This window comes from Rhodanobacter denitrificans, assembly GCF_000230695.2.
GTDB lineage: Bacteria > Pseudomonadota > Gammaproteobacteria > Xanthomonadales > Rhodanobacteraceae > Rhodanobacter > Rhodanobacter denitrificans.
Window position 1 is genome coordinate 495,148 of record NC_020541.1, and the last position, 23,829, is coordinate 518,976.

The 23,829-nt window shown below is 68.4% G+C and carries 25 protein-coding genes; 21 read left to right on the forward strand and 4 right to left on the reverse strand.

The features are described 5' to 3' along the window. Nucleotides 1–414: 414 nt before the first annotated feature. Complete coding sequence (locus R2APBS1_RS02095) at nucleotides 415–843, forward strand: hypothetical protein (RefSeq protein WP_041676656.1); 429 nt, start codon at nucleotides 415–417, stop codon at nucleotides 841–843. A 362-nt stretch (nucleotides 844–1,205) separates the two neighbouring features. Beyond that, nucleotides 1,206–2,333, forward strand: a complete 1,128-nt coding sequence (locus R2APBS1_RS02100; RefSeq protein WP_236126989.1) for a tetratricopeptide repeat protein — start codon at nucleotides 1,206–1,208, stop codon at nucleotides 2,331–2,333. Between the two features lie 143 nt (nucleotides 2,334–2,476). Here the strand turns inward: R2APBS1_RS02100 and R2APBS1_RS02105 are convergent, their stop codons facing one another. Together R2APBS1_RS02105 and R2APBS1_RS02110 are read right to left on the reverse strand one after the other, a co-directional pair. Next, on the reverse strand, nucleotides 2,477–2,878 hold the full coding sequence (locus tag R2APBS1_RS02105) for a VOC family protein (protein ID WP_007511718.1): 402 nt from the start codon (nucleotides 2,876–2,878) through the stop codon (nucleotides 2,477–2,479). Between the two features lie 111 nt (nucleotides 2,879–2,989). Next, nucleotides 2,990–4,369, reverse strand: a complete 1,380-nt coding sequence (locus tag R2APBS1_RS02110) for a hypothetical protein (RefSeq protein WP_015446682.1) — start codon at nucleotides 4,367–4,369, stop codon at nucleotides 2,990–2,992. Nucleotides 4,370–4,475: 106 nt separating this feature from the next. On the opposite strand from R2APBS1_RS02110, the gene R2APBS1_RS19260 reads away from it, so the two are divergent. The 17 genes from R2APBS1_RS19260 (at nucleotide 4,476) to R2APBS1_RS02190 (ending at nucleotide 19,727) form a co-directional block, all read left to right on the forward strand. Then, nucleotides 4,476–5,084, forward strand: coding sequence for a CGNR zinc finger domain-containing protein (locus R2APBS1_RS19260; RefSeq protein WP_015446683.1), 609 nt, complete (start codon nucleotides 4,476–4,478; stop codon nucleotides 5,082–5,084). A gap of 350 nt (nucleotides 5,085–5,434) precedes the next feature. Beyond that, nucleotides 5,435–6,043: an OmpH/Skp family outer membrane protein gene (locus R2APBS1_RS02120; protein ID WP_015446684.1), complete on the forward strand. Its 609-nt coding sequence runs from the start codon at nucleotides 5,435–5,437 to the stop codon at nucleotides 6,041–6,043. A 194-nt stretch (nucleotides 6,044–6,237) separates the two neighbouring features. Further along, the gene (locus R2APBS1_RS02125) at nucleotides 6,238–6,753 is read left to right on the forward strand and encodes a DUF3016 domain-containing protein (RefSeq protein ID WP_015446685.1); all 516 of its coding nucleotides are present in this window, start codon (nucleotides 6,238–6,240) and stop codon (nucleotides 6,751–6,753) included. Nucleotides 6,754–6,854: 101 nt separating this feature from the next. Further along, nucleotides 6,855–7,511: a thiopurine S-methyltransferase gene (locus R2APBS1_RS02130; protein WP_015446686.1), complete on the forward strand. Its 657-nt coding sequence runs from the start codon at nucleotides 6,855–6,857 to the stop codon at nucleotides 7,509–7,511. A gap of 339 nt (nucleotides 7,512–7,850) precedes the next feature. Then, nucleotides 7,851–9,428 (forward strand): glycoside hydrolase family 30 protein, encoded by a 1,578-nt coding sequence (locus R2APBS1_RS02135; RefSeq protein ID WP_007511706.1) that lies wholly within the window; start codon nucleotides 7,851–7,853, stop codon nucleotides 9,426–9,428. Nucleotides 9,429–9,480: 52 nt separating this feature from the next. Continuing rightward, nucleotides 9,481–10,407, forward strand: a complete 927-nt coding sequence (locus R2APBS1_RS02140; RefSeq protein ID WP_015446688.1) for a M14 family metallopeptidase — start codon at nucleotides 9,481–9,483, stop codon at nucleotides 10,405–10,407. 13 nt (nucleotides 10,408–10,420) lie between these two features. Next, nucleotides 10,421–10,960 (forward strand): DinB family protein, encoded by a 540-nt coding sequence (locus R2APBS1_RS02145; protein ID WP_015446689.1) that lies wholly within the window; start codon nucleotides 10,421–10,423, stop codon nucleotides 10,958–10,960. Between the two features lie 19 nt (nucleotides 10,961–10,979). Continuing rightward, nucleotides 10,980–11,501, forward strand: a complete 522-nt coding sequence (locus R2APBS1_RS02150; protein WP_015446690.1) for a GNAT family N-acetyltransferase — start codon at nucleotides 10,980–10,982, stop codon at nucleotides 11,499–11,501. 391 nt (nucleotides 11,502–11,892) lie between these two features. Then, entirely contained in the window at nucleotides 11,893–12,657 is a 765-nt protein-coding gene (locus R2APBS1_RS02155) for a TerC family protein (protein WP_007511697.1), read from the forward strand. Nucleotides 12,658–12,935: 278 nt separating this feature from the next. Next, the gene (locus R2APBS1_RS02160) at nucleotides 12,936–13,388 is read left to right on the forward strand and encodes an Hsp20/alpha crystallin family protein (protein ID WP_007511695.1); all 453 of its coding nucleotides are present in this window, start codon (nucleotides 12,936–12,938) and stop codon (nucleotides 13,386–13,388) included. A 143-nt stretch (nucleotides 13,389–13,531) separates the two neighbouring features. Then, nucleotides 13,532–13,753, forward strand: coding sequence for a hypothetical protein (locus R2APBS1_RS02165; RefSeq protein ID WP_007511693.1), 222 nt, complete (start codon nucleotides 13,532–13,534; stop codon nucleotides 13,751–13,753). Nucleotides 13,754–13,876: 123 nt separating this feature from the next. Continuing rightward, nucleotides 13,877–14,584: an alpha/beta fold hydrolase gene (locus R2APBS1_RS02170; RefSeq protein ID WP_007511691.1), complete on the forward strand. Its 708-nt coding sequence runs from the start codon at nucleotides 13,877–13,879 to the stop codon at nucleotides 14,582–14,584. A gap of 183 nt (nucleotides 14,585–14,767) precedes the next feature. Beyond that, nucleotides 14,768–14,926, forward strand: a complete 159-nt coding sequence (locus R2APBS1_RS19995; RefSeq protein ID WP_015446691.1) for a hypothetical protein — start codon at nucleotides 14,768–14,770, stop codon at nucleotides 14,924–14,926. A gap of 125 nt (nucleotides 14,927–15,051) precedes the next feature. Further along, nucleotides 15,052–17,244: a M3 family metallopeptidase gene (locus R2APBS1_RS02175; RefSeq protein ID WP_015446692.1), complete on the forward strand. Its 2,193-nt coding sequence runs from the start codon at nucleotides 15,052–15,054 to the stop codon at nucleotides 17,242–17,244. 359 nt (nucleotides 17,245–17,603) lie between these two features. Then, nucleotides 17,604–18,299 (forward strand): hypothetical protein, encoded by a 696-nt coding sequence (locus tag R2APBS1_RS02180; protein WP_007511687.1) that lies wholly within the window; start codon nucleotides 17,604–17,606, stop codon nucleotides 18,297–18,299. 86 nt (nucleotides 18,300–18,385) lie between these two features. After that, nucleotides 18,386–19,132, forward strand: coding sequence for a hypothetical protein (locus R2APBS1_RS02185; RefSeq protein WP_015446693.1), 747 nt, complete (start codon nucleotides 18,386–18,388; stop codon nucleotides 19,130–19,132). Between the two features lie 226 nt (nucleotides 19,133–19,358). Then, nucleotides 19,359–19,727, forward strand: a complete 369-nt coding sequence (locus R2APBS1_RS02190; RefSeq protein ID WP_015446694.1) for a YbaN family protein — start codon at nucleotides 19,359–19,361, stop codon at nucleotides 19,725–19,727. Nucleotides 19,728–19,779: 52 nt separating this feature from the next. On the opposite strand, the gene R2APBS1_RS02195 is transcribed toward R2APBS1_RS02190, so the two are convergent. Further along, on the reverse strand, nucleotides 19,780–20,631 hold the full coding sequence (locus tag R2APBS1_RS02195; RefSeq protein ID WP_015446695.1) for an endonuclease/exonuclease/phosphatase family protein: 852 nt from the start codon (nucleotides 20,629–20,631) through the stop codon (nucleotides 19,780–19,782). Between the two features lie 106 nt (nucleotides 20,632–20,737). Between R2APBS1_RS02195 and R2APBS1_RS02200 the strand changes: the two genes are divergently transcribed. Both R2APBS1_RS02200 and R2APBS1_RS02205 read left to right on the forward strand, forming a co-directional pair. Beyond that, entirely contained in the window at nucleotides 20,738–22,384 is a 1,647-nt protein-coding gene (locus R2APBS1_RS02200) for a trehalase family glycosidase (RefSeq protein WP_015446696.1), read from the forward strand. A gap of 200 nt (nucleotides 22,385–22,584) precedes the next feature. After that, nucleotides 22,585–22,965, forward strand: a complete 381-nt coding sequence (locus R2APBS1_RS02205) for a hypothetical protein (protein ID WP_015446697.1) — start codon at nucleotides 22,585–22,587, stop codon at nucleotides 22,963–22,965. Between the two features lie 40 nt (nucleotides 22,966–23,005). Here the strand turns inward: R2APBS1_RS02205 and R2APBS1_RS02210 are convergent, their stop codons facing one another. Beyond that, on the reverse strand, nucleotides 23,006–23,707 hold the full coding sequence (locus R2APBS1_RS02210) for a murein L,D-transpeptidase catalytic domain family protein (protein ID WP_015446698.1): 702 nt from the start codon (nucleotides 23,705–23,707) through the stop codon (nucleotides 23,006–23,008). Nucleotides 23,708–23,829: the final 122 nt, after the last annotated feature.

Here is a 23,829-nt window from a genome sequence, read left to right on the forward strand (position 1 = left end):
TCTTGCAAACCGAAAACCAAGGGCAGGCAGGACTGAATGAACTGCACTTCAGTGGGAACTACGAGCGAGTTCCTGATTGGTAGTGCCATCGAAATTTCTTGCTCATTGACGCTGGCGCGCGGGCAACACGATGATGCGTACCTTCGTCACCCGCCACTCGGCCTGTGACGACACATCGAAATCAGGGCTGGGGGGCGCTGATGTCAGGGATGACAAAGGATCAAAGCGGAACCGCATGTTCCGGAAACCGGGAGACGGAAACCGGGACGGAGGAGGTTAAATCGTTTGGTTCCTGAGTTCATCGTGTGCTGGCCTTCTGCTTAACTTCCTCCGTCCCGGTTTCACCCGATGGTAATCCGTTGCAAGAATAACCCTTGGCGCCAAAGCATCTGCTTTATCGCAATTCGATTAGGCATGATTGCGTTGCCTCTGATCGGTGTGGCCGGCGTTTCCGTCGCCTCGACGGCAAAATGCTCGCAGGAGATGGCCATGAAGGCTATGGATGAGGCTTCAAATCTCGGGACATGGAGTGCCGTCTTCGAGTCGTACAAGCGCTACGGGCAGTGCGATGACGGAGCTATCGCCGAGGGATATAGCGCTTCTGTTGCCGACTTGCTTGCGAACCACTGGGCCGATACCAGCAAGTTGGTGACACTAGCAAATGCCAATCCGGATTTTGGCCGTTTCGTCCTGAAACACGTCGACGAAAGCATGAGCTTGGATCAAGGCAAGAGCATCAGGGACAGCGCTACGAACAACTGCTCAGCAGGAGCAAGGAAACTGTGTAGGGCGATCCTGAAACGTTTCATGGAATTTGATGCTTTTGATGCGCCGAAGAAATAGCGCAACAGGGAAGAACACCCGCCACGCGGGCGATGAGTCTTCAGGGGCAATTTCTGCGGCATGCGAGCTGGCGGGGCTGCGGGGCTTCACCGAGCGGCCTGTGACGCGCTGACCCGCCTTTCCAGCATCCGATCCTGAGGGGCGCGGTCATTTGCCTCGACGCCGACCCGCGCGACCCCGGTACCGAGGTAATTTCCCTCGGAGTAAAAGTGCTGGCGACCATTTCTCCAAGAACGCCCCGCGGGCAACGCCGCCGCGGGGTGGTTTAGCTGGCGCATGGCTTGAATACCCCGCCGTCCGGTCGGTGCCGGTGTGTCCATGGCCGAGCTGATCCGGCGCCTGCGAAGGGGACTAGACTGGCCTTGGCAGACGTTCCCGCCTCCGGCGTGGAGGGTTTCGGCATGGTGATCTGGGCGTACACGGCAATCCTGACATGGTCGGTTGCCGTGCCTGCAGCGGTCACGTCGGTGGCGCCAGCCCCCTCGATGGTGCCAGTGGTGCCCGTCGTGCCGGCGGTGTCGCCGATGCCGCGCCCGGAGCAGGTCATGGCGGTGCCGCCGGAGTTGCGTACGCAGCTGCAGCAGCAGGTCATCGACGCCAGCGGTTCCGGCAGGCCGCGGCTGGAGCGGTTGGTGGGCTTCCTGTTCCAGAAGCCGGGCCTGGGCATGGCGTATTCGACCGACGCCACGTTGACCATCGAACAGGCCTACCGCACACGCAAGGCCAACTGCCTGACCTTCACCCTGCTGACCGTGGAGCTGGCACGCGAGTCCGGCTTGCAGGCCTACGGGCAGGAGCTTGACGACATCGTGGCCTGGCGCGTGGGTGGCGACATCGTGTACCGGTTCAACCACGTCAACGCGGGAATCAACCTGGGTCGTGCGCGCCTCACGGTCGATGTGGCGCAGGATGTGGTGGGGGCGCGCAAGCCGCCCGAGCGGATTTCCGACCAGCGCCTGCTGGCGCTCTATTACAACAACCGCGCCGTCGAGCTGTTTACCGAGGCCTCGCCCGCGGCCGCCGCCCCGTACATGGCCATGGCGCTGCAACTCGATCCGCGCCATGCCAGCACCTGGGCCAATGCCGGTGTGTTGCGCCTGCGCCAGGGCGACCCGCAAGCGGCCGAGCGCGCCTACCTGAAGGCGCTGTCGCTCGACCCGGCAAACGCGGGTGCGCTGGTGAACCTGATGGCGCTGTACAAGGGCAACGGCGACGAGGCGCGCCGCGCGATCTATGCGCTGCATCTGCAGAAGATCCAGGTCAAGGACCCGTATTTCCAGTTCCTGCAGGCCGAGGATGATGCGCGGCAGGGCGATTACGCCGGCGCCGTGCAGCACTACCAGCAGGCCATCCGTCTGTTTGACGGCGACTCGCGTTTCTACGTCGGGCTGGCCCACGCCTATCGGCAGCTGGGCGAGGAGCGCCGCGCACGGCGAGCCACAGACCGTGCCGCCGCGCTCAGTCGCCGCAGCGCAGGGAACAGGAACTAGGGGCGGTTCCCGAGTGCGCCAATAAAGGGGACGAATAAAGGGGACGGAGGTAATTAAATCGGAATAACTACCTCCGTCCCCTTTGATTCCGGGGTCGTGGCCATGCCGGGAAACGCATCGCCGTCGCGGCGCGTGCTCACGCCTCACGCCTCGCGCTTGACGCGGTGGACCGCGCATAGCTTGTTGCCGTCCGGGTCGCGCACGTACGCCAGGTACAGCGCGCCGAGGTCGCTTTCGCGCAGCCCGGGTGGCTGCTCGATCGAGGTGCCGCCATGGGCCACGGCCGTGTCATGGAACGCCTGCACCTGCGCGGGCGAGTTGCACTTGAAGCCGATCGTGCCGCCGTTCGCGAACGTCGCCGCGCCGCCGTCGATCGGCTCGGTCACGCAGAACGTGTTGCCGTCGTGCCGATAGAACAAGCGGCGATGACCCGTGGCGGCGAGGTCATGGTACGGCTCGCCCGCGCCGAGCGCGCCCAGTACCGCGTCGTAGAACCGTTTCGCGCGCACGATGTCGTTCGAGCCGACCATCACGTGACTGAACATGGTGTGCTTCCCACGATGGAGTGTCTCGTCCCCGTCGCTCGTCCAGGGGCCGAGGCCTAGCCTGCACGGGACGGCAAGCCCGACGCAAGCGCGAACCCGGGGCGGAGCAGATCAAATCGTCTGGTTCCTGGATTCGTCGTGCTCCGGTCTTGTGCTTGACTGCCACCATCCTGCTTTCGATGCCGTTGCGTCCTTCGGCAGCAGGGTCCGCGCGATCAGGACGGCCAGCAGCGGGATGCCGATCGCGTAGATGTACTGCGTCCGCGACACGCCGATGTTGAACGGAAACCAGATGCCCGGCACGCCGAGCGGATCGAGCAGCTCGCCGCCGAACAGGGCGGCCAGGACCGAGGCCGGCGTGACCAGCGCCAGGGTGCGCAGCGGGCCGCCGCGGACGATGCGCACGACGATCACGGCGAACAGCGCGAGCGAACCCAGCCGGCTGATGCTCGCCCAGGTCGGCAGGTGGGCCAGGGCGCCGACGATGCCGGCGGCGCCCAGCGCGATGGCCAGCGCGTCGATGCTCCGCCATGCGGGCAGCCGCCAGCGGTTCCAGGCCAGCAGCCAGGCGGTCATCGTCGGCGCCCACATCACCTTGGCCAGCCACGCATAGGTGCGCAGGTCCTGCAGGTCGGTCCAGGACACGATCGCATTGTCGAGCCGCCTGGCGGCCGTAAGCGCGAGCGCGATGCCGGCAAACAGCAGGAAACCCTTGCGGCGGCTGCGCGAACCGACCGCGAGCGCCAGGCCGGCGAGCGCCAGCATGGCGGCCGGCTCGACCGCATCGACGACGTAGCCGGCGATGGTCCGCTGCCATTGCGCGCGGTGCAGCGCCTCGCCGACCGGCCGTGGTGCCAGGATCGGCGCGGCATGCATGCCGCCGCCGTCCGCGCTGGGGCCGGGGCGGGGCAGCATATAGGTGCGCACGGCGAGCACGCCGCTGGTGCCGGCCGCGCCGGCGGGCAGGGCGAAGCGCAGCGGCCGCGTGCCGACCAGGCGCGGCTCGGGGCCGAGCCGGCCCGAGCCGCCCAGCCGCTGGCCGTTCCAGTACAGCTCGTAGCCGTCCTCGACCAGGGTCGGCCCGAGGATGTCCCACGACGCGCTGCCGGCCGGCACCGTCACCGCGCGCCGGTACCAGGCGTAGCCGTGATAGCCGCGATGGCCATGCGCACTCCATCCGCCCACGTAGTCGGGCAGGCCCACGTCGCCGTCGTGACTGCCGGGCGGGGCGGTCAGGTCGATCGTCTCCCAGCCGCTGGCGTCCAGGTTGGCGGCCGCCCAGCGCGGATCGTCGCCGGTATGGAATCGCCAGGGGCCGTCGAGCAGGGTGGACGCGGCGCGCAGCGGCGCCGGATCGGGGCGGCCGCCGATGGCCAGGCCCGCGATCATGAGGGCCGCGATCAGCAGCGTCACGATGACGATGCCGACGATCAGCTTGCGCTGCGTTGCATCGATTAATGGCGCCGCCGGGGGCGTCGATTCGGGCATCATGCAGCGACCTCGCCGCCAGGGTCTTGATGTTGACAAGCAAGCTACCATCTAAAACAATTTAGAAGGTAGTCCGAAGGTCACGGCCCGGAGGATCGAGCAGAACCGCATGCCATCCGAAAACCGTCATCTGCCGCCACGGCCGATTGCCGCCATCCGGCTGGACGGGGGGCGCCTGTGCCTGGATTTCGTCAACACCATCCACGACCGTGGCGCGGTGGAGGTCGAGGATTACCTGCAGCAGCCGCGCCGCTTGGTGGAGTGGTGCGCGCGTGCCGGGGCGCTGCGCCCGGACGATGGCGTTCGCGTGCCGCGCACCGCACGCGAGCGCGCGGCGCTGATGCGCGAGGTGGAAACCCTGCGCCGACACCTGCATGCGCTGTTCGCCGCGCGGGTCGACGATCTGCCGCTGCCTGCGGACGCCTTGCGCGGCCTGGATCGCTGGCTGCATCGGGCCTGGGAAGGCCAATCGCTGGGCGCGGACGGGCAACTGCACTGGCGTGCCGATGCCCGCGACGCGCGGTTGCCGCTGAAGCGCATCGCGCTGGATGCGCTGGACCTGCTTGGCGATCCGCACGCCTCGCGGCTGCGCCGCTGCGCCAACACCCGCTCCTGCGGCTGGCTGTTCCTCGACACCAGCAAGAACCAGCGCCGCCGCTGGTGCGCCATGGAAACCTGCGGCACCGCCGAGAAGATGCAGCGCTATCGCCAGGGCTGACGAACGGCGGCCGGCGCTGGCGCCCTGTTGCGCCAGCGCCGCCGCTCCCGCACCGAACACCGGCTTCCCGCCCAGCCGCTGATTCAACCTCCCGACAGCGAACCGGGCCACGCCGGTACCGCACGGGTCGTTGCGGCAACCTTTGACGGGGATGCCCGGCGTCCGCACGGCGAGGTCGCAAGCCAAGGGACAACAGGGTGCGGCTGGTTGAATGCGCTGCTCGCAGGCCGCGGCTCGACGTGATTGGCCACGCGCTCTTTCTCGGCGACTGCCGGCGGCGAGTATGCTGGTATGTCGCCGTGGGCCACCGGGCCGCGGAACTTCCAGGCCTGACCATCGGATACCTTCCCATGAACCTGCATCGTTCGCTGTTTGCCGCCGTACTGGCTGCTGCCGCCGGCCTTTCCATTGCCCCCGTGGCGCCGGCGCAGACCGCCGCGCCCGCCAACAATGCGCTGGGCGGCAATCCGGTGCCGGGCGTGTGCATGCTTTCGCGCGAGGCGGTGTTCGCGCAGTCCAAGGTGGGGCAGGCGGCCAGCGAGCGGCTGAAGCAGCTGGCGACGCAGCAGCAGACGCTGCTGGAGAACCAGCGCAAGCCGCTGGATGCCGAGGTCCAGGCCTTCCAGCAGAAGGCTGCGTCGCTCACCGAGGCGCAGCGCCAGCAGCAGGGCCAGGCCCTGCAGCAGCGCATGCAGGGCTACCAGGCGCAGGTGAACCAGATCGGCGAGCGCATCCAGCTCACCCGCGCCAAGGTCATGGCGCAGATCGGCGCGCAGGCGCAGCCGATCATCGCCAGTTCCTACGCCAGCCATCACTGCAGCCTGCTGCTGAACCGCGACGCGGTGCTCGGCGGCAACACCAGCAACGACCTCACCAGCGACGTGGTGCACGGCCTGGACGGCAAGATCAGCACGCTCAGCTTCAACCTCGAGCCGGCACCGGCGAACAGCGGCAAGTAATCCGCAGACAGGGCCGGCTGGCCGGGTTCGCTTTTCCGGGCGACGCCGGCCCGCGGCCGCCGCAGGAAAACCGGAACATCGCCGCCGCGGCGTTGTCCGCCCCGCGCTGGCGCGGACGTATACTGATTGTCCGCTGCGTCATGGCCGCGACACCCGTCCGTCCCGGCCGCCCGACCCGTTGCGGGAGAGCCGTCATGAAATCTTCTCCGCTGCTGCGCCTGTTGTGCCTGGCCTGCCTTGCCCTCGCCGCCGCCGTCGCGCAGGCCGCGACCACGCCGGAGGCCGTCAGTGTGCGCTACAAGGACCCGCAGCACTTCACCGAGGCGACGCGCAGCCGCGGGGTGCACCTGGTCAATCCCGACGCCTACCTGGTGCCGCTCAAGGCGCATATCGTGCAGCGCGCCGCGCGCATCCTGGCGCCGGGCCAGCGGCTGGAGATCGAGGTGACCGACGTGGTCCGCGCCGGCGCCTACGAACCCTGGCGCGGCCCCGACTTCAACGACGTGCGCATCGTCAAGGACATCTATCCGCCGCGCATCGACCTCGACTTCACCCTGTACGGCGCCGATGGCAAGGTGCTGCGCCAGGGCCAGCGCAAGCTGCGCAACGCGGCCTTCCTCAGCAGCAGCTCGCCGATCGACCAGGACTCGTTGCGCTACGAGAAATCGCTGATCGATCTGTGGCTGCGCCGGGGCGTGGACAATCTCTAGACGGCCGCGCGGCGCGGGCCGGCAAGGCCCGAATTTCCGTTACGCCGCCGGCAGGCCCGCACGATGCCTGCCTGGTGGTCCACCTGTCGACAGGAGACCCCATGGATCCCGAGTTCTGGTTGCAGCGCTGGCGCGAAGGCCGCACCGGTTTCCACCAGGCGACACCGACGCCGCAGCTGCTCCGGCACTGGCCGGCGCTGGCACTGGCGCCGGGCAGCCAGGTGTTCGTGCCGCTGGCCGGCAAGTCGCTGGATCTGCTGTGGCTGGCCGGGCAGGGGCATCGCGTGCTGGGGGTGGAGCTGTCGCCGCTGGCGGTGGCGCAGTTCTTCGACGAGCACGGCCTGACGCCGCAGGTGCATGCCTCGCGCTACGGCACCCACCACGTGGCCGGCGAGATCGAGCTGATCTGCGGCGACGTGTTCGAGCTGGATGCCGCGGCGCTTGCCGATTGTGCGGCGGTGTACGACCGCGCCGCGCTGATCGCCTTGCCGCCGGACCTGCGCCGTCGCTACGTGCGCGAGCTGCACGCACGGCTGCCGACCGGCTGTCGCGGCCTGCTGGTCACGCTGGAGTATCCGCCGCACGAGAAGCAGGGTCCGCCGTTTCCGGTGCCGGAAGCCGAGGTGCGCGAGCTGTATGGCCGCGACTGGACGGTGGCGACGCTGGAGCGATGCGACATCCTCGCACAGCAGCCGGGCTTCGCCGCCGAAGGGGTGAGCGCGCTGGAGACGGTGGCGTACCGGCTGGCGAAGCGATAGGCGGTCCGGCGCGCTCCGCGCGTCCGGGGCGACGCCATGCCAGCGGCGGTTCCGCCGCGCGAAAGTGCGATCGGGTTCCTTTTTCCGGCAGTGCGGCCCTGCGCTCGGCGGCAGCCAGGCCGAAACGGTGTCAGGATGCTTTCCGTTCCGGCCTTGCCGGACACGTCGGCTTGCGCCCGCGGGAGACGCACCGGGTAGACGGAGGCGCGTTTGTGCGAGTCGACGCGACCCCCGGTTTCGCTGCACTCTTCGCAGATATGTCCTGCGCGAGCCAGGGGGGCTTCGTGATCGTGAGGTTGTCGCCAGTGAACTGCAAGGTGGTTGATGGGATTTGCGCGCATGAGGGATGAGCGTACGGGTGTTCCCGGCTGGCTGGCTCTTGCGTCCTTCGCCCTGATCACCCTGCTGGCATGGCTGGCGCTGGTGCCCCCGCGCGTGCACTTCGCGGTGGAAGGCGGTGTCATCCTGGTACCGCCCCCGCCGGAGGCCGCGGTCAGGCTGTGGCTGAGCACGGCGGATCGCCGGCTGCGCCTGGCGCGGCAACCCGATATCGAGCCAAGCGCCGGCGAGCCGTCGTCCGCCGACGTGGTGGTCGACATCGACCGCAAGTACCAGTCCATCGTCGGCTTCGGCGCGGCGCTGACCGACTCCTCGGCGTGGCTGCTGCAGAACCGGCTGAACGCGCCGCAGCGCGCCGCGTTGCTGCGCGAGTTGTTCGGCCCGCCGCCCGGGCTCAACTTCAACATGACGCGGCTGACCATCGGCGCCTCGGATTTCTCGCTGCAGCCCTACACCCTGGACGACCTGCCCGCCGGCGACACCGATCCGCAGCTGCTGCATTTCAATGTCGCGGCGAACCTGCAGGACGTGATACCGAGCGTGCGCGAGACGCTGTCCGTCAACCCGCAGCTGCGCATCATCGCCTCGCCGTGGAGCGCGCCGGCGTGGATGAAGACCAGCGCGAACCTGATCGGCGGCGGCCTGCTGGAGCAGTTCGAAAGCACCTACGCGGACTACCTGGTCAAGTACGTCGACACCTACCGCAGCTACGGCATCCCCATCTTCGCGCTGACCCTGCAGAACGAGCCGGCCTTCGTGCCGCTGACCTACCCGGGCATGGAACTGCCCCCGGCCACGCGCGCGCGCATCATTGCGCAGTATCTCGGTCCGGCGCTGGCGCAACGCAGCCCGAAGACGCTCATCCTCGGCTGGGACCACAACTGGGACCAGCCGGACCAGCCGCTGGGCGTGCTGGGCGACCTCGACGCCGAGCGCTACGTCGACGGCATCGCCTGGCACTGCTACAGCGGCAGCCCGTATGCGCAGGGCCAGGTGCATCGCGCGTTTCCGGCCAAGGACACCTACATCACCGAGTGTTCCGGCGGCGACTGGGAGTCGGCCAGGAACGGCGAGCTGCTGTGGTTCACGCGCGACCTGCTGCTGGTCGGGCTGCGGCAGTGGGCGCGCGGCATCGTGTACTGGAACCTGGCGCTGGACGAGCAGCATGGCCCGCATCTGGGCGGCTGCGACCTGTGCAAGGGCGTGGTCACGATCGACTCGCGCACCGGCGAGGTGAGCCGCAACGATGAGTACTACGCGTTTGCGCACTTCAGCCGCTTCGTGCTGCCCGGCGCGGTGCGGGTACGCTCCAGCGATACCGACAAGGGCCTCGCCAACGTGGCGTTCCAGAACGCCGCCGGCGGATCGGTGGTGCTGGTGATGGTCAACAGCGAGGCGCAGCCGCGCCGCGTCACCGTGGTGCAGGAGCAGACCCGTTTCCACTACACCTTGCCGGCGCAGAGCGTGGCGACGTTCGAGTGGAAGCCGCGCCGGCCGGAGCGGTCCGCGAATGCGGCGCCTGCGTCGCCGGCCAGTACCGCGCCGGCCGGGACGCCGCCCGGCGGCGGCGCCGGTTGAGCCCGGTGCTACAGTGCTCCGCTCCCCCTTGCCACACGAAGCGAGCACCGCGATGACCAGCCCGGCCTTCTACCCCATCGGCACTCCCGGACAGCCTTGGGGCGGGGCGGACGTGGCGGTGTGGCGCTCAAGGCAGGCCGTCAGGCGCAGCTACGCGGCGGAGGTGGCGAGCCTGATCGAGACCCTGCGCGCGCGCTTCGACGTATCCGACTACGGCCGGCTCGACTATCCCTCCGGCAGCTATCCGCTGTTCGCGATCAAAAGCCGTGACTGGCGCGACGAACTCCCCATCGCGCTGGTGACCGGCGGCGTGCACGGCTACGAGACCAGCGGCGTGCACGGCGCGTTGCAGTTCGTCGAGCGGCACGCGGCGCACTACGCGGGGCGGATCAACCTGCTGGTGGCGCCCTGCGTGAGCCCGTGGGGCTACGAGCGCATCCATCGCTGGAATCCGGATGCGCTCGACCCGAACCGCTCGTTCCGCGCCGACAGCCCGGCGCAGGAATCGGCGGCGCTGATGCGGCTGGTCGCGCCGTGGCGCGAGCGCGTGCGGATGCATATCGACCTGCACGAAACCACCGACAGCGACGAGAGCGAGTTCCGCCCGGCGCTGGCCGCGCGCGACGGCAAGCCGTACGAGCCGGGCACTATTCCCGATGGTTTCTATCTGTGCGCGGACAGCGCCAATCCGCAGCCGGCGTTCCAGCAGGCGGTGATCGCCGCGGTGGCGAAGGTCACCCATATCGCACCGGCCGACCCCGACGGCACCATCATCGGCTCGCCGGTGGTGGCGCATGGCGTGATCGAGTACGACTGCCGCAAGCTGGGCCTGTGCGCCGGCATCACCGACGCGCCGTACCGCACCACCACCGAGGTCTACCCCGACAGCCCGCGCGCCACGCCCGCACAGTGCAACGCCGCGCAGGCGGTGGCGGTGTGCGCGGCGATCGACTACGCGCTGGCGCACGGGGCCGGCTGAGGCGGAGACGGGCATGTCGCTCAAAGCCGACTTCGAGCTGATGGCCCGCTACAATCAGTGGATGAATGCGCGGCTCCTTGCGGCGGCCGCGCAGCTGGACGAGGCGCAGTGGCATGCGGACCGCGGCGCGTTCTTCGGTTCGATCGCCGCCACGCTGGAACACATCCTCGTCGCCGACACGCACTGGCTGAAGCGCTTCGCGGCGGCCATGCCCGGCCTGACCTCGCTCGACTACGTGCGTGCGCTGCCACTGCCCGAGCCGGTCCGCGGCATCACGTTTCCTGGCCTCGCGCAGCTGCGCGGCGAGCGCGACGCGATGGACGCGGCGATCGTGGATTTCACCGGCGAGGCCAGCGACGACCTGTATGCCCTTCCGCTGCGCTACGTGAACAGCGCCGGCGAGCCGCACAGCAAGCCGTTCGGGCTGGTGCTGCGTCACGTCTTCAACCACCAGACCCACCACCGCGGCCAGGTCACCGCCTTGTTCAGCCAGCTCGGCATCGACGTTGGCGTGACCGACCTGTCCGCGTTGATAGTGGAAATTCCGGCATGAATCGGCGGCATCGCTGACCATGTCGCGCGACGCCACCCCCGCCGACTTCCCCGCGATCCTCGCCCTCAACGAGGCGTTCGTGGCGGTGCTGAGTCCGCTCGATGCCGCGCGGCTGGCGCGGCTGCATGCGCAGGCGGCGTGGCATCGGGTGGCCGAGGTCGAGGGGAGGGTGACGGCGTTCCTGCTCGCCTTCCGCGAAGGCGCCGACTACGACAGCCCCAACTACCGCTGGTTCGCGCAGCGCTATCCGCGCTTCCTGTACGTGGATCGCGTGGTGGTGGCGGGCGACGCGCAGGCGCGCGGCGCGGGCACCGTGCTGTACCGCGAGCTGCATGTGCAGGCGCGTCGCGATGCGGTGCCGTGGATCACCTGCGAGTTCGACCTCGAACCGCCCAACCCGGCGTCCGCGCGTTTCCACGCGCGGCTGGGCTTTGGCGAAGTCGGCGGGCAGTCGCTGCACGGCGGCAAGAAGACCGTCTCGCTGCAGGCGCTCGATGTCGTCGCGGGTGACACGCCGCTGGCGGCCGTCGACGCCGGCTGATTTCCCGCTGCCGCCGAATGGTGCGGCGACTGTCGTCGAACGGGTACTTGCGGACATGCCGGGGTGGCCGGCGCGGACCGCATTGCGCGACATGCGCGTGTGCTAGCATCGCCGCAGAAGGGGAGTAGCTCCCAATCGCTGTCGCCGTCATGACGAGCTTCCGCTCCGGTGCAGCAGCAAGCCACCCGCTGGTTTGCGAGCAAGACCTTCGCCGTTCCACGGCGAAGGCGCGTCCATCACCGATGCCCCTGGCCGTGGCCTTTCGAGACTTGCCGGAGCCTTCGCATGCCCATGGACGTCCACCCGCCACCGTGACACGCGCCGGCTCCATCCTGTGCGCCGGCCGGCTCCTTCCGCCGGTGCCGAACCCCATCCACCGAAGAGACTTCCCATGGAACTGCTGGCCAACCCCGAAACCTGGATCGCCCTTGCCACGCTGACCGCGCTGGAGCTGGTGCTCGGCATCGACAACATCATTTTCATCTCGATCCTGGCGGGCAAATTGCCGCCCGCGCAGCGCGACAAGGCGCGCCGTGCGGGCATCGTGCTGGCGGCGGTCACGCGGCTGGGCCTGCTGCTGGCGATCGCGTGGATCGTCGGGCTGACCGCGCCGCTGTTCTCGCTGTTCGGCCATGCGTTCTCGTGGCGCGACCTGATCCTGCTCGGCGGCGGGCTGTTCCTGATCGGCAAGGCCACGCACGAGATTCACCAGAAGCTGGAGGGGACCACCGAGCAGGTGACGATCGGCACGGCGGCGGCGACGTTCGGCGGCGTGGTCGCGCAGATCATGCTGCTGGACATCGTGTTCTCGCTCGACTCCATCATCACCGCGGTCGGCATGGTCGACGAGCGCTGGATCATGGTCACCGCGATCCTCGCCTCGATCGGCTTCATGCTGGCGTTCGCGCGACCGATCGGCGAGTTCGTCGAGCGCCACCCCACGGTCAAGGTGCTCGCGCTGAGCTTCCTGATCATGATCGGCCTGGTGCTGATGGCGGACGGCTTCGGCCAGCACATTCCGAAGGGCTACATCTACGCCGCGATGGCCTTCTCGGTATTCGTCGAGCTGGTCAACCTGGCGATCCGCCGGCGCGCGAACCGAGCGCTGGCGCCGGTGGCGCTGCACGAGAAGTACGCTCGCGACGAGGCCGACTGAACGCCTGGGCCGTGCTCGCCGCGCGGGGCACGAGTCGGCCGCCAACGCGTCAGCCGCGGCCGGACGCTTTTGCGCCCGGCCGCGTTTTCGCGGCGGCGACGACGTCGCACCCTGGCACGATGCGAGTTGACCTCGGTCAATACCACCCGGTGGCCGGCGAGTACGCTCAAACATGGTGCCGCTTCGTGCGCATGCGGTGCGTGCGCGTGCAGCGGGTTGGCCCGGCTTCCGCGAGGGGGTGGCTGAAGCGGGGCGTCTTGTGTGTCGAGGATCAGCCCATGTCAAACATTGCACGATGGAATCCCGTCAAGGCCGTGACCAGTTTCGATCCGCTGCTCACCTTCGAGGACATGTTTCGCGGTCTGCGCCAGCGCGCGCCTTGGCGCGAACTGGAGACGACGGCGCCGGACATGCGCCTGGACGTCTCCGAGGACGACAAGTCGTTCCTGGTCAAGGCCGAGGTGCCCGGCGTCAGCAAGGACGACATCCAGGTCTCGATCGATGGCAACCAGGTCGCGATCAGCGCCGAAGTGAAACGCGAAACCACCAAGAAGGGCGATGACCGGAAGGATCTGTACACCGAGCGCTACTACGGCAGCGTCTATCGCGCCTTCACGTTGCCCAACGACATCGACGACAGCAAGGCGGACGCCCGTTACGACAACGGCGTGCTCACCTTGAGCCTGCCGAAGAAGTCGAACGGCAGTGCGCACAAGATCAAGGTCAGCTGAACCGGCCAGGCCGTTGCACGGCGCCGCCGCGCGGCCCGGGCAACGGTCGGCATGCCGATGCGTTCCCGGGCGCGGCGGCGCGATCGGGTCATCCGCCCTGTCGCGGTGACAGGGGCGGATCATCACGCCAGCAGGTTCCCGCCATGGGCACGGTCTCCGGCAAGACGAAGAACGGGTTTACCTACCAGGGCGATCACGCGCCGGCGAGTGCCGGGCGCGTCATCTGGACGGCGACGTTTCGCCGCGACGGCGACTACGCCGGCATGCGGCATGGCTGCCTCTACGGCATGCAGGACGTTCCGCCGTCGGCGCTCGACGACTTGGTCAAGGCCGATATCGAGGCGACCTGGGGCGATGCCAGCTGAGAGGCGATGCGAGCCAAGGCTCGCCTGTGCGCGGTCGCGCTCCGCTGCCGCAGCTGCGTCGCACGCGGGGCTGCAGGGCGCGGCGCGATGTGCTCGATAATGTCCTCCTTTTGATCGGTGGACATGAGCGTGAGCGACCCTCGGCAGCCGTTGTGGCTGCTCCCCGGATTCCTGTGCGACGACGACCTGTGGCGCGACCAGCTGACCGGCCTGGCCGACATCGCCGCATGCACGGTGGCTGACCTCGGTCACGGCGACAGCATCGCCGCGCTGGCGCAGCAGGTGCTGGACGCGGCGCCGCCGCGCTTTGCGCTGGCCGGCTTCTCCTTCGGCGGCTACGTCGCCCAGGAAATCGCGCGGCAGGCGCCGCAGCGGATCGCGTGGCTGGCGCTGCTCGACACCTCGTTCCACGCCGATACGCCCGAGCGCATCGCGCAGCGGCGCGCGGCGAACCGCTCGGTCAGCCTGCCCGGCGAGTTCCGCGGCATGACCGAACGGCTGCTGCCGAGCTTCATCGCGGCCGAACGCCTGCACGACACCGCGCTGGCGCAGCGGATCAACGCGATGACGCTGCGCCAGGGCCGCGAGGTGTTCATCCGGCAGAACGCGATGCGGCGCGAAGACGGCGCGGCGGCGTTGCGCGCGCTGACCTGTCCGGCGCTGGTGCTGTGCGGTCGGCAGGACGTGCTCACGCCGCCCGCGTTGCACCAGTCGATGGCGGCGCTGATGCCGCAGGCGCGCCTGGTGGTGGTCGAGGACAGCGGCCACATGAGCCCGATGGAGCAACCCGCGGCGGTTACCCGCGCGCTGCGCGAGTGGCTGGCGGCATAGACGCGCGCGAGCTGTCCGGCTGTCCGCTGTGGCGCGGCGGCTGTCCGCGGACAGCCTGCCGGCGTCGCGTGCGCATCGGCCCGATGCAGGCAGGACAAGGCCTGGCGCGCTTCGTGGCGGGTTGGCACGGGGATTGCTCTCCCTGCATCACAGGGAACATTCACCCACCCGCGGAGACACGTCATGAAATTCGAATCGCAGATCCTGGTCAGCCTGTTCGTCGTCTGCTTCGCGCTGTGCGCGCTGGTCATGGGCGCCATGCTGACCGCCACCCCCGGCTCGGTGCAGCTGGCCCATGCGAACCCGGCGGCGCAGGTGGTTCCGGTCGCGTCGGCGAGCTGAAACCGCGGCCATGCCGCGTCAGCGGGTGGTCGCGACGCGTCGCCGCGAAGCATGGCTTTCGTCATGCATGGAAGCGCGGCGCATTGGGTAGGATCGGGGTTTACCCCACCACGAGATCCGTACCGATGAAGCATCCGATCGCGCTGGCCCTGGCCATTGCCCTGTCCGGCTCCATGGCCGCCTGCACCGATGCCGGCAGCGACAAGAACAGCTCCACCCCGGCGCAGGCGCACCGCGATGCGGTGGCCACCGACGCCGGCAATCCATTCTTCGCCGAAAGCCCGCTGCCGCTGCACTACCCGCAGTTCGACCGGATCAAGGACCGCGATTTCGCGCCCGCCTTCGACCGCGGCATGGCCGAGCAGTTGAAGGAAGTGCAGGCAATCGGCGGCAACGCCGAGGCGCCCAGTTTCGACAACACCATCGTCGCGCTGGAGAAATCCGGGCAGATCCTCACCCGCACCTCGACTGTGTTCTTCAACCTGGTCGGCGCCGACACCAACGACGCGCGCAAGGCGCTGCAGGCCGAGTACGCGCCGAAGCTGGCCGCGCACCGCGACGCGATCTCGCTGGACCCGCGGCTGTTCGCGCGCATCCAGCAGCTGTTCGACACGCGCGACAGCCTGGGTCTGGACGCCGAGGGCGTGCGCCTGATCGAGCGCTACCACACCAACTTCGTGCGCGCCGGCGCCAAGCTGTCCGACGCCGACAAGGCGCAGCTGAAGGCGATCAACGGCGAGCTGGCGAAGCTGGGCACCCAGTTCAGCCAGAACGTGCTGGCCGAGGTGAACGACTCGGCCGTGGTGGTCGACACGAAGGAAGAACTGGCCGGCCTCACCGACGAACAGATCGGCGCCGCCGGGGCCGCGGCCAAGGCGAAGGGCCTGGACGGCAAGTACGTGATCGCCCTGCTCAACACCACCGGGCAGCCGCCGGAAGCGCAGCTGCAGAACCGCGCGCTGCGCCAGCGCCTGCACCAGGCGTCGATCGCGCGCGGCAGCCGCGGCAACCCGTACGACAACACCGCGATCGTGGCGCAGGTGCTGAAGCTGCGTGCGGAGAAGGCGACCATGCTCGGCTATCCCAGCTACGCCGCCTACGTGCTGGCCGACGAGACGGCGCAGACGCCCGAAGCGGTCAATGCCATGCTGACCCGCCTCGCGCCGCCGGCGGTGGCGAACGCGAAGCGCGAGGGTGCGGCGCTGCAGGCGATGATCGACAAGGAGCAGGCGGCGAAGGGCGAGCCGACGTTCGCGCTCGAACCCTGGGACTGGGCGTACTACACCGAGAAGCTGCGCGCGGAGAAGTACGACTTCGACGAGAGCCAGCTCAAGCCGTACTTCGAGATGAAGAACGTGCTGGAGAACGGCGTGTTCCACGCCGCCGGCCAGCTCTACGGGCTCAGCTTCAAGCAGCGCACCGACCTGCCGGTGTACCACCCCGACGTGCTGGTCTACGACGTGTACAACGCCGACGGCAGCCAGCTGGCGATCTTCCTGGCCGACATGTATGCGCGGCCGTCCAAGCGCGGCGGCGCGTGGATGAACGCCTACGTCGAGCAGTCCGCGCTGACCGGCCACCTGCCGGTGGTGGCCAACCACCTCAACCTCACCAGGCCGGCCAGCGGCCCGACCCTGCTGACCTGGGACGAGGTGACCACCATGTTCCACGAGTTCGGACATGCGCTGCACGGCATGTTCTCGAACGTGCAGTACCCGTACTTCGCCGGCACCAGCGTGCCGCGTGACTTCGTGGAGTTCCCCTCGCAGGTGAACGAGATGTGGGCCGACTGGCCGAGCGTGCTGGCGAACTACGCCAGGCACTACCAGACCGGCACGCCGATGCCGAAGGCGCTGCTGGACAAGGTGCTGGCCACCGCGAAGTTCAACCAGGGCTTCGCCACCACCGAGTACCTCGGTTCGGCGATGCTCGACCAGAGCTGGCACCAGATCGGTGTCGACAGGATCCCCGCGGCCGGCGGCGTGGTGGCGTTCGAGGCCGTCGCGCTGAAGGCCAACGGCACCGACTACGCGCCGGTGCCGCCGCGCTACCGCACGCCGTACTTCAGCCACATCATGGGCGGCTACGCGGCAGGCTACTACGCCTATATCTGGTCGGAGGTGCTGGACGCGAACACGGTGGAGTGGATCAAGGCGAACGGCGGCCTGACCCGCGCCAACGGCGACCGCTTCCGTGCCACCTTGCTGTCGCGCGGCGGCAGCAAGGACGCGCTGCAGCTGTTCCGCGACTTCACCGGGCAGGAGCCGAAGATCGAGCCGCTGCTGAAGCGGCGCGGGCTGGACGCCGCGGTCGACTGATCCGGGACCATCCGTTGGATACGAAGCCGCCCGGAGCGATCCGGGCGGTTTTTTTGTGCGATGCGTGGGGCAGCGCCGGTGCGGTGAAACAGGTGCAGGTCGAATGCTCCGGGGCGCGGTGCCTGCGGCGAGAATGCCGAATGCCTGGGCCAGGCCATGCGCGAGCGCATCCACCTAATCGTTGACAGACGTATGACGGCTACCTAACTTTAGACGTAGGCCGTCGCGTCGGCCCGCCCGTCCACACTGGCGAAGTCGTATCGACATCGTGGCTTCACTACGCGATTTCCGGATCCTTGCCGCGTAGCTTGTGTGTGGACGCACAGTCGGTTGCGGCACTGCATTTGGAAACGACAAACATGTTGAAGCTATTTACCGCCCATGAGGTGGAGGCCATGCGTCGCGACGCCAGGAAGCGCGCGCGCATGAGCGGTATGGCCCTGGCCAAGGCGTTCGACCAGATTGCCGCGGAGTACGGGTACCGGAATTGGTCGCTGCTGCAGAAGAACGGCTGCCTCCCTTCCGATAGACCACAGCCTTGGTTCTTCCGACGTAGTCCGGAAGAAATCGCTCAATCCATGCGTGTAGTGCCCGACCCACACTCTAGGGCAGAGCGCCGAACGCAGTCGCAGATCGCGCGCGATAGCGTGCAGGCTTTGGACGCAAAATTCGCCAGCGCAGCGAACGCCGTCGACTTCGCCATTGCATACGTCGAAGGAATCCTCGGCCAGCCGCGTTTCCAGCTGAGCACGAAGTCGGTCGCCTACTGGGAGATGCGCCACTGGTTGCCCTACGGAGCGATCGGGGTGAACGGCACGACGCACATCCTCGTCAACCGCGGCTACAAGCCTCAGGGATCGACGTCGGAAAGCTATGTCGAGTACGAGGAATTTCCTCAGCTATGGCTGCCACTGAAGGTCGATAGCTGGCAGCTCTTCGCCCACCCGACGGCTTCGCAACCATTCCTCTTCAACGATGGGTGCCCGCCATGGGGAAGCAGGAAGAACGCGGGAGCCTATCTTGAGCGCCTGAAGGAACTGCGCAAACAGCTGTGATCGCGCGAGCTGATCGGTGGCCGGGTTGGATCCCGGCCGCCGATGACCTTCGCGTCGTAGGTCGATCGGATATCGGGGGTGGTGACATGACGTGGATAGTGGAGCTCAATGGTGACCAGCACAGCCTGTGCGAGCTGGAAGCGAGCTGTCGCGGCGAAGGCCCCATAGTGCTCGTCAGTGGACATTATCGGCTCGATTCGGCGCTCTTCGCGCAGGTCGATGACTACGAGTCAGCCGAGACCATCGCGCAACGGGAAGTCGGCTATCTGAACGGATACGCGAGACTGTTCCTGGCTACGCACTGGAAGATCGCGGTCGGCAACATCAGCCGAGAAGAGCCAGACAAGCCGAAGGTGCACTATGCGACGATTACGGACGGACTGGTGGTCTCCGCACGACTCGTCGGCATCAGGCTAGGTGATGACGAGGGCGTCTTCCAGGAGCCGGATCTCGGTCCGGGGCTCCGCGCATGGCGGGCTCTGGTGCAGGAGGAGCAGGTCGTCGCAGACGTGCAGCAGTACCTCCGGGGCCCCCTCGACGACTGGAGCAATCTGGGCCGCATCATCGAGGCCATTGAGCACGACGCCGGTGGCATTGACAAGCTAATTGCGACGGGCTGGATCGACGCGCGTTCGCTCAAACGCTTTCATGCGACCGCCAACAACCCGTTAGTCGCAGGCGTCACCGCCAGGCATGGCGCGCGCAAGTACAAGGCGCCTGGAAGCCCCATGGATACCCACGAAGCCCAAAGCCTAATCACGGGTATTGCGCGCAAGTGGATCATCGCCAAAATTGGCGCCACTGCCGGTGCCAGCGACGTCCCTCCGCTTTGAGTAGCGGGGCGGAAAACGGGGTCGGGTTCACTTAGTCCAACGCGGACTCTGGATCGGTAGCAACCACTGAACTCGAATAACCCGCATGGCGGCGTGCCGATCAAGATCTCTTGACCCTGCTGATCCATTTCATCGGCATGCGCTAGAGTGAGTCGGCCTCTCTTCACGAGTCCGCTTCTTGTCCACGCCGCGTCCAGTCTCCCCGGAACCGCGCCGAGCCCGTATCGTGCGCGGGCTGCTGTTCGCGGCCGGTGCGCTGTCACTGGCGCTTGCCGTGCTCGGCACGGTGTTGCCGGTGCTGCCGACGGTGCCGTTCCTGCTGCTGACCACTGCCTGCTGGTCGCGGGCGTCGCCGCGCTGGCATCGCTGGCTGCTGGCGCGGCCGCGGTTGGGGCCGGCGATTAAGCGCTGGGAGCGCGAGCGCACGATTCCGCGGCGGGCCAAGTTCAGCGCGGTCGTGCTGATCGTGCTGTCGATGGGCACGTCGATCTGGCTGCTGCGCGAGCACGCGTGGTTGCCGTGGGCGCTGGCGGGTGTGGCCGCGCCGGTGCTCGTGTTCATCCTGCGCCTGCGGGAAACGCGTGACGGCGCGTGATGAGGGATTGCCGGCGCAGTCTGCGGTGGCAGCTACTGACTGAGCCGCCGCCTCAGTGCGCCCGATCGTGCCGCGGCCAGCGCAGGTCGGCCACTACCGGGAAGTGGTCGGACGGGTAGCGGCCGTCCTGTTGCGTGGTGACGGTACGCACCGTGTCGGCGTGCAGGCCGCGGTAGAGAATCCAGTCGATGCGCCGGTCCGGCGTGCCGGTGAAATTGTGGAAGGTGGCTTCCGGGCCGCTGTGGGTGGTGGCGTCCAGCCAGGCGTCGTGCAGCAGTCCGGTGAGCAGCGCATGCGCGGGACTGGCCGGCGCGGTGTTGAAGTCGCCGGTCAGCACGATCGGCAGCGCCGCGGGCAGGGCCTGGAGGCGGCCGAGGATTTCCTGCGCCGCGCGGGTGCGCGCCGGTTCGTCCTGGTCGCGGTAGGGGAAGTGCGTGTTGGCGTAGTAGAAGCGCTGGCCGCTGGACTTCAGTTCGAACATCGCCCAGGTCACCATGCGCGGGAACGGATGCCCCCAGCTGATGCTGCCGGGCACGTCTGGCGTGTCGGACAGCCAGTAGTCGCCGGACTCCACCAGCTTGAGCCGGTCGGTGCGGTAGAACACGCCCATGTGCTCGTCGCCGTCGTCGCCGCGGCGGCCGCGCCCGAACCAGGTGTAATGCGTGAGCTTGCCGACCAGATAGTCGCCCTGCAGCTTGTACAGCTCCTGCGTGCCGATCAGGTCGGGCTGCTGTTCGCGGATGGTGCGCACCATCAGGTCGCGGCGCAGCTCCCAGCGGTTCGCACCGTCGTCGGGGCTGGGCAGGCGCACGTTGAAGCTCATCACGCGCAGCGTCTGCGCCGCGACCGGCCAGGCCGGTATGGACAGCATGGCTGCGGCAAGCAGCAAGTGGATGAGGCGCATGGCGGTTCCTTCGAACGCATCGGCACGGGAGGGTCGCCCTAGCATAGCGGTGCCACCGGGGTGATGATGAAGGCCACGCCGCATCCCAGGGCGCAGGATCATGCCGATGAAACCACGGTTCCGAATCATCCTGCTGCTGGTGGCGTGCGCCTTCGCCGCCGCGCTGCCGGCAAGGCAGGCGCCCGATGCGCAGCAGACGCAGGCCTACATCCACCGCGCGTGGGCCACGCTGACACGCTCGATGGACGACTGCTCGGCGCTGGGCGATCCCAAGCTGGGCGCGCCGCCGGTGCTGTACCTGCCGGCGAACCTGCCACCACCGCCGGAGCTGGCCGCGGTGAAGCGGCGCTGCAAGGTCGACGTGCAGGTGCTGCCGCGGGCGATCGGCCAGCTCGGCGACATCGCGCCGAGCGCGCTGGCGCGGCAGGGCCTGCTCTACCTGCCGCATCCGTACGTGGTGCCGGGCGGCTTCTTCAACGAGATGTACGGCTGGGACAGCTATTTCATCGTGCTCGGCCTGGTCGCCGACCACCGCGAGGCGCTGGCGCGCGACATGGTCGAGAACGCGCTGTTCGAGGTGCAGTACTACGGGGCGGTGCTCAACGCGAACCGAAGCTATTACCTCAGCCGTTCGCAGCCGCCGTTGCTGAGTTCGATGGTCCGCGCCGTGCTGGACGACCCGGACAGCTTCGGGAGCAAGGCCGCAGCGCATGCTTGGCTGGAACGCGCGTATCCGCTCGCCGTGCGCGACCACGCCACCTGGACGCGCAAGGAGCACCGCGCCGGCACCACCGGCCTGGCGCGCTACTACGACTACGGCGGCGCCGCGCCGGTGCTGGAGATGCGCGACAGCCGCTACCTGCGCGGCGTGATCGACTGGCTGCTCGCGCACCCGTCGCAGGATCCCGGTTATCTGGTCAAGGCCGCCGAGCATCCGGACGCGGCGGAAGCCGCGCGGCTCAAGACCGCCAGCTGCGACGTCGAGGCTTCGAAGGTCTGCGCCGGCGCCTGGTCGCAGGGCTACCGGCTGAGCGCGGACTACTACCTCGGCGACCGCGCGATGCGCGAGTCGGGTTTCGACACCACCTTCCGCATGGGCCCGTTCGGCGGCTCCACCCACCACTACGCGCCGGTCGATCTGAACAGCCTGCTATACCGCTACGAGCGCGACCTACATGACTTCGCCGCGCAGCTGGGGCATACGGCGGATGCTGCACGCTGGGCCGAGGTCGCCGCGGCGCGACGCGCGGCGATCGACACCTACCTGTGGCGCGCCGACCAGGGCATGTACATGGACTACGACTTCGTGCGCGGCAAGCCGTCCGACTACCACTTCGTTTCCACCTACTACCCGCTGTGGGCCGGCGCGGCGTCGCCGGCGCAGGCCGCGTCGCTGCGCGGCAAGCTCGCCCTGTTCGAGCGCAAGGGCGGCCTGCAGACCAGCGACCACGCCAGCGGCGCGCAGTGGGACGCGCCGTTCGGCTGGGCGCCGACCAACTGGCTGGCGGTGGCCGGGTTGGACGCCTATGGCTTCCACGACGACGCCCGCCGCATCGCGCGCGAGTTCACCGCCACCATCGAGCGCAGCCTCGCCGCCGACGGCACCATCCGCGAGAAATACAACATGGCCAGCGGCAACGCCGAGGTGAAGATCAGCGCCGGCTACACCGCCAACGTGATCGGCTTCGGCTGGAGCAACGGCGTGTACCTGAAGCTGCAGGCGCTGCTGCGCGAGCGCCCGGGCGATCGGTAAGCTGCGCCGTCGACACATCGGTCTCGGGCATAATCGCCGTTGCAGGGGACCAGGGGATACGCATCGCGGCACCGGCCGTCCGCCGGCCCGACCGTCGGGCCGCGGCCGTGCACGCGTCGCCCGTGCCCTCGTGCCCTCGTGCCCTCGTGCCAACAGCGGCGGGCAACCGCCTTGCGTCGTCCATCCACAGGGGAAAGGGAATGAATACCTACAATCCGTACGAGGCGCCGAAAGCCGACATCGCCGCGCCGCCGGCGAGCGATGCCGACATCGAGCAGGTGGCCGGTGCGCAGAAGCTGATCATCTTTTCGATCCTCGGCTATTTCGCCGGTGCCGCGGTGCAGACTTTCCTTGGCCCGGTCGGCGTGCTGGTGGTGCTGGGCGCGGTGCTCGCGGGGCTGGTCGGCACGTTCCGCCTGTGCGCGGGGCTGGGCTATTCGATGCCGGTGCGGGTGATCCTGATCGTGCTGATGTTCGTGCCGCTGGTCAGCCTGGTCGTGCTGCTGGTGCTGAACGCGAAGGCCACCGCCAGGCTGCGTGCAGCCGGCTATCACGTGGGGCTGCTGGGGGCGACGCGCTGAAGGCGACGCGCCGGCCGGCGTGCCTGCCGCCGGCGCGGATTCAGGGAGCGGCGAGGCTGGCGGTCATGGCGCGCCCGACGCTGCACTTGAGGTAGGGCGAGCCGCCCAGCCAGCGCGCATCGGGATAGTAGGAGAACACGTACTGGCCGCCCTTGAGCGCGTCGATCAGCGGCCGCGCGATCGCGTTGCGCACCGCCGGGCAGCCGTAGCTGCGGCCGATGCGGCCCTGCTGGCGGGCGAGTGCCGGGTTGACGTAGGCCGCGCCGTGGATCACCAGCGCGCGCTCCAGCGCGTGGTCGTTGGTGCCCGGCTCGAGGCCTTCCATGCGCAGCGAGTAGCCGTTGCGGCCGGCGTAGGTGCCCAGCGTGCGGAACAGGCCCAGGCTCGATTGCAGACTCTCCGGCGTGTTCGAGAATTTCGTGGCCAGGTTCTCGCCGGTGTTGCGCCCGTGCGCCACCAGCTCGTGGTACAGCAGCTTGCGCCGGGTCAGGTCGAACACCCACAGCCGCGGTTCGGTCGAAGGCTTCGAATAGTCGATCACCGCCAGCCGGTCGGACGGCGGCTGGCCCTGCGCGGCGGCACATTCGGTGGCGGCCAGCGCCAGCCCGATCACCTTGGGGTTCGCCTGCGGCGCGAGCTGGCTGAGCGCGTCCTGCAGCGACGGCGTGGCGGCGTGCACCGCGGCGAAACAGCCGGCGCAAAGCAACATCAGGATGGCGACGGGGCGCAGGAGTCGGCTCATCGGAACGGCTGGGTGGGGGACGGGTCGGGCATGCGGTCGTCGATGCTAGCAGCCCCCCGTTAAGAACCCGTCGGGCGGCGGCCGCTTGCGCGCGCAGGCGGCTGTGCTATGACAGGCCGGTC

What these genes read in the sequence shown, in the direction of transcription:
- R2APBS1_RS02180 (WP_007511687.1), top strand. Translation starts at nt 17,604, where the DNA reads ATGTTGAAGCTATTTACCGCCCATGAGGTGGAGGCCATGCGTCGCGAC.
- R2APBS1_RS02140 (WP_015446688.1), top strand. Translation starts at nt 9,481, where the DNA reads ATGACCAGCCCGGCCTTCTACCCCATCGGCACTCCCGGACAGCCTTGG.
- R2APBS1_RS02175 (WP_015446692.1), top strand. Translation starts at nt 15,052, where the DNA reads ATGAAGCATCCGATCGCGCTGGCCCTGGCCATTGCCCTGTCCGGCTCC.
- R2APBS1_RS02135 (WP_007511706.1), top strand. Translation starts at nt 7,851, where the DNA reads ATGAGGGATGAGCGTACGGGTGTTCCCGGCTGGCTGGCTCTTGCGTCC.
- R2APBS1_RS02200 (WP_015446696.1), top strand. Translation starts at nt 20,738, where the DNA reads ATGAAACCACGGTTCCGAATCATCCTGCTGCTGGTGGCGTGCGCCTTC.
- R2APBS1_RS02210 (WP_015446698.1), bottom strand. Translation starts at nt 23,707, where the DNA reads ATGAGCCGACTCCTGCGCCCCGTCGCCATCCTGATGTTGCTTTGCGCC.
- R2APBS1_RS02205 (WP_015446697.1), top strand. Translation starts at nt 22,585, where the DNA reads ATGAATACCTACAATCCGTACGAGGCGCCGAAAGCCGACATCGCCGCG.
- R2APBS1_RS02160 (WP_007511695.1), top strand. Translation starts at nt 12,936, where the DNA reads ATGTCAAACATTGCACGATGGAATCCCGTCAAGGCCGTGACCAGTTTC.
- R2APBS1_RS02130 (WP_015446686.1), top strand. Translation starts at nt 6,855, where the DNA reads ATGGATCCCGAGTTCTGGTTGCAGCGCTGGCGCGAAGGCCGCACCGGT.
- R2APBS1_RS02185 (WP_015446693.1), top strand. Translation starts at nt 18,386, where the DNA reads ATGACGTGGATAGTGGAGCTCAATGGTGACCAGCACAGCCTGTGCGAG.
- R2APBS1_RS02165 (WP_007511693.1), top strand. Translation starts at nt 13,532, where the DNA reads ATGGGCACGGTCTCCGGCAAGACGAAGAACGGGTTTACCTACCAGGGC.
- R2APBS1_RS19995 (WP_015446691.1), top strand. Translation starts at nt 14,768, where the DNA reads ATGAAATTCGAATCGCAGATCCTGGTCAGCCTGTTCGTCGTCTGCTTC.
- R2APBS1_RS02155 (WP_007511697.1), top strand. Translation starts at nt 11,893, where the DNA reads ATGGAACTGCTGGCCAACCCCGAAACCTGGATCGCCCTTGCCACGCTG.
- R2APBS1_RS19260 (WP_015446683.1), top strand. Translation starts at nt 4,476, where the DNA reads ATGCCATCCGAAAACCGTCATCTGCCGCCACGGCCGATTGCCGCCATC.
- R2APBS1_RS02120 (WP_015446684.1), top strand. Translation starts at nt 5,435, where the DNA reads ATGAACCTGCATCGTTCGCTGTTTGCCGCCGTACTGGCTGCTGCCGCC.
- R2APBS1_RS02170 (WP_007511691.1), top strand. Translation starts at nt 13,877, where the DNA reads ATGAGCGTGAGCGACCCTCGGCAGCCGTTGTGGCTGCTCCCCGGATTC.
- R2APBS1_RS02125 (WP_015446685.1), top strand. Translation starts at nt 6,238, where the DNA reads ATGAAATCTTCTCCGCTGCTGCGCCTGTTGTGCCTGGCCTGCCTTGCC.
- R2APBS1_RS02150 (WP_015446690.1), top strand. Translation starts at nt 10,980, where the DNA reads ATGTCGCGCGACGCCACCCCCGCCGACTTCCCCGCGATCCTCGCCCTC.
- R2APBS1_RS02110 (WP_015446682.1), bottom strand. Translation starts at nt 4,369, where the DNA reads ATGATGCCCGAATCGACGCCCCCGGCGGCGCCATTAATCGATGCAACG.
- R2APBS1_RS02095 (WP_041676656.1), top strand. Translation starts at nt 415, where the DNA reads ATGATTGCGTTGCCTCTGATCGGTGTGGCCGGCGTTTCCGTCGCCTCG.
- R2APBS1_RS02105 (WP_007511718.1), bottom strand. Translation starts at nt 2,878, where the DNA reads ATGTTCAGTCACGTGATGGTCGGCTCGAACGACATCGTGCGCGCGAAA.
- R2APBS1_RS02195 (WP_015446695.1), bottom strand. Translation starts at nt 20,631, where the DNA reads ATGCGCCTCATCCACTTGCTGCTTGCCGCAGCCATGCTGTCCATACCG.
- R2APBS1_RS02145 (WP_015446689.1), top strand. Translation starts at nt 10,421, where the DNA reads ATGTCGCTCAAAGCCGACTTCGAGCTGATGGCCCGCTACAATCAGTGG.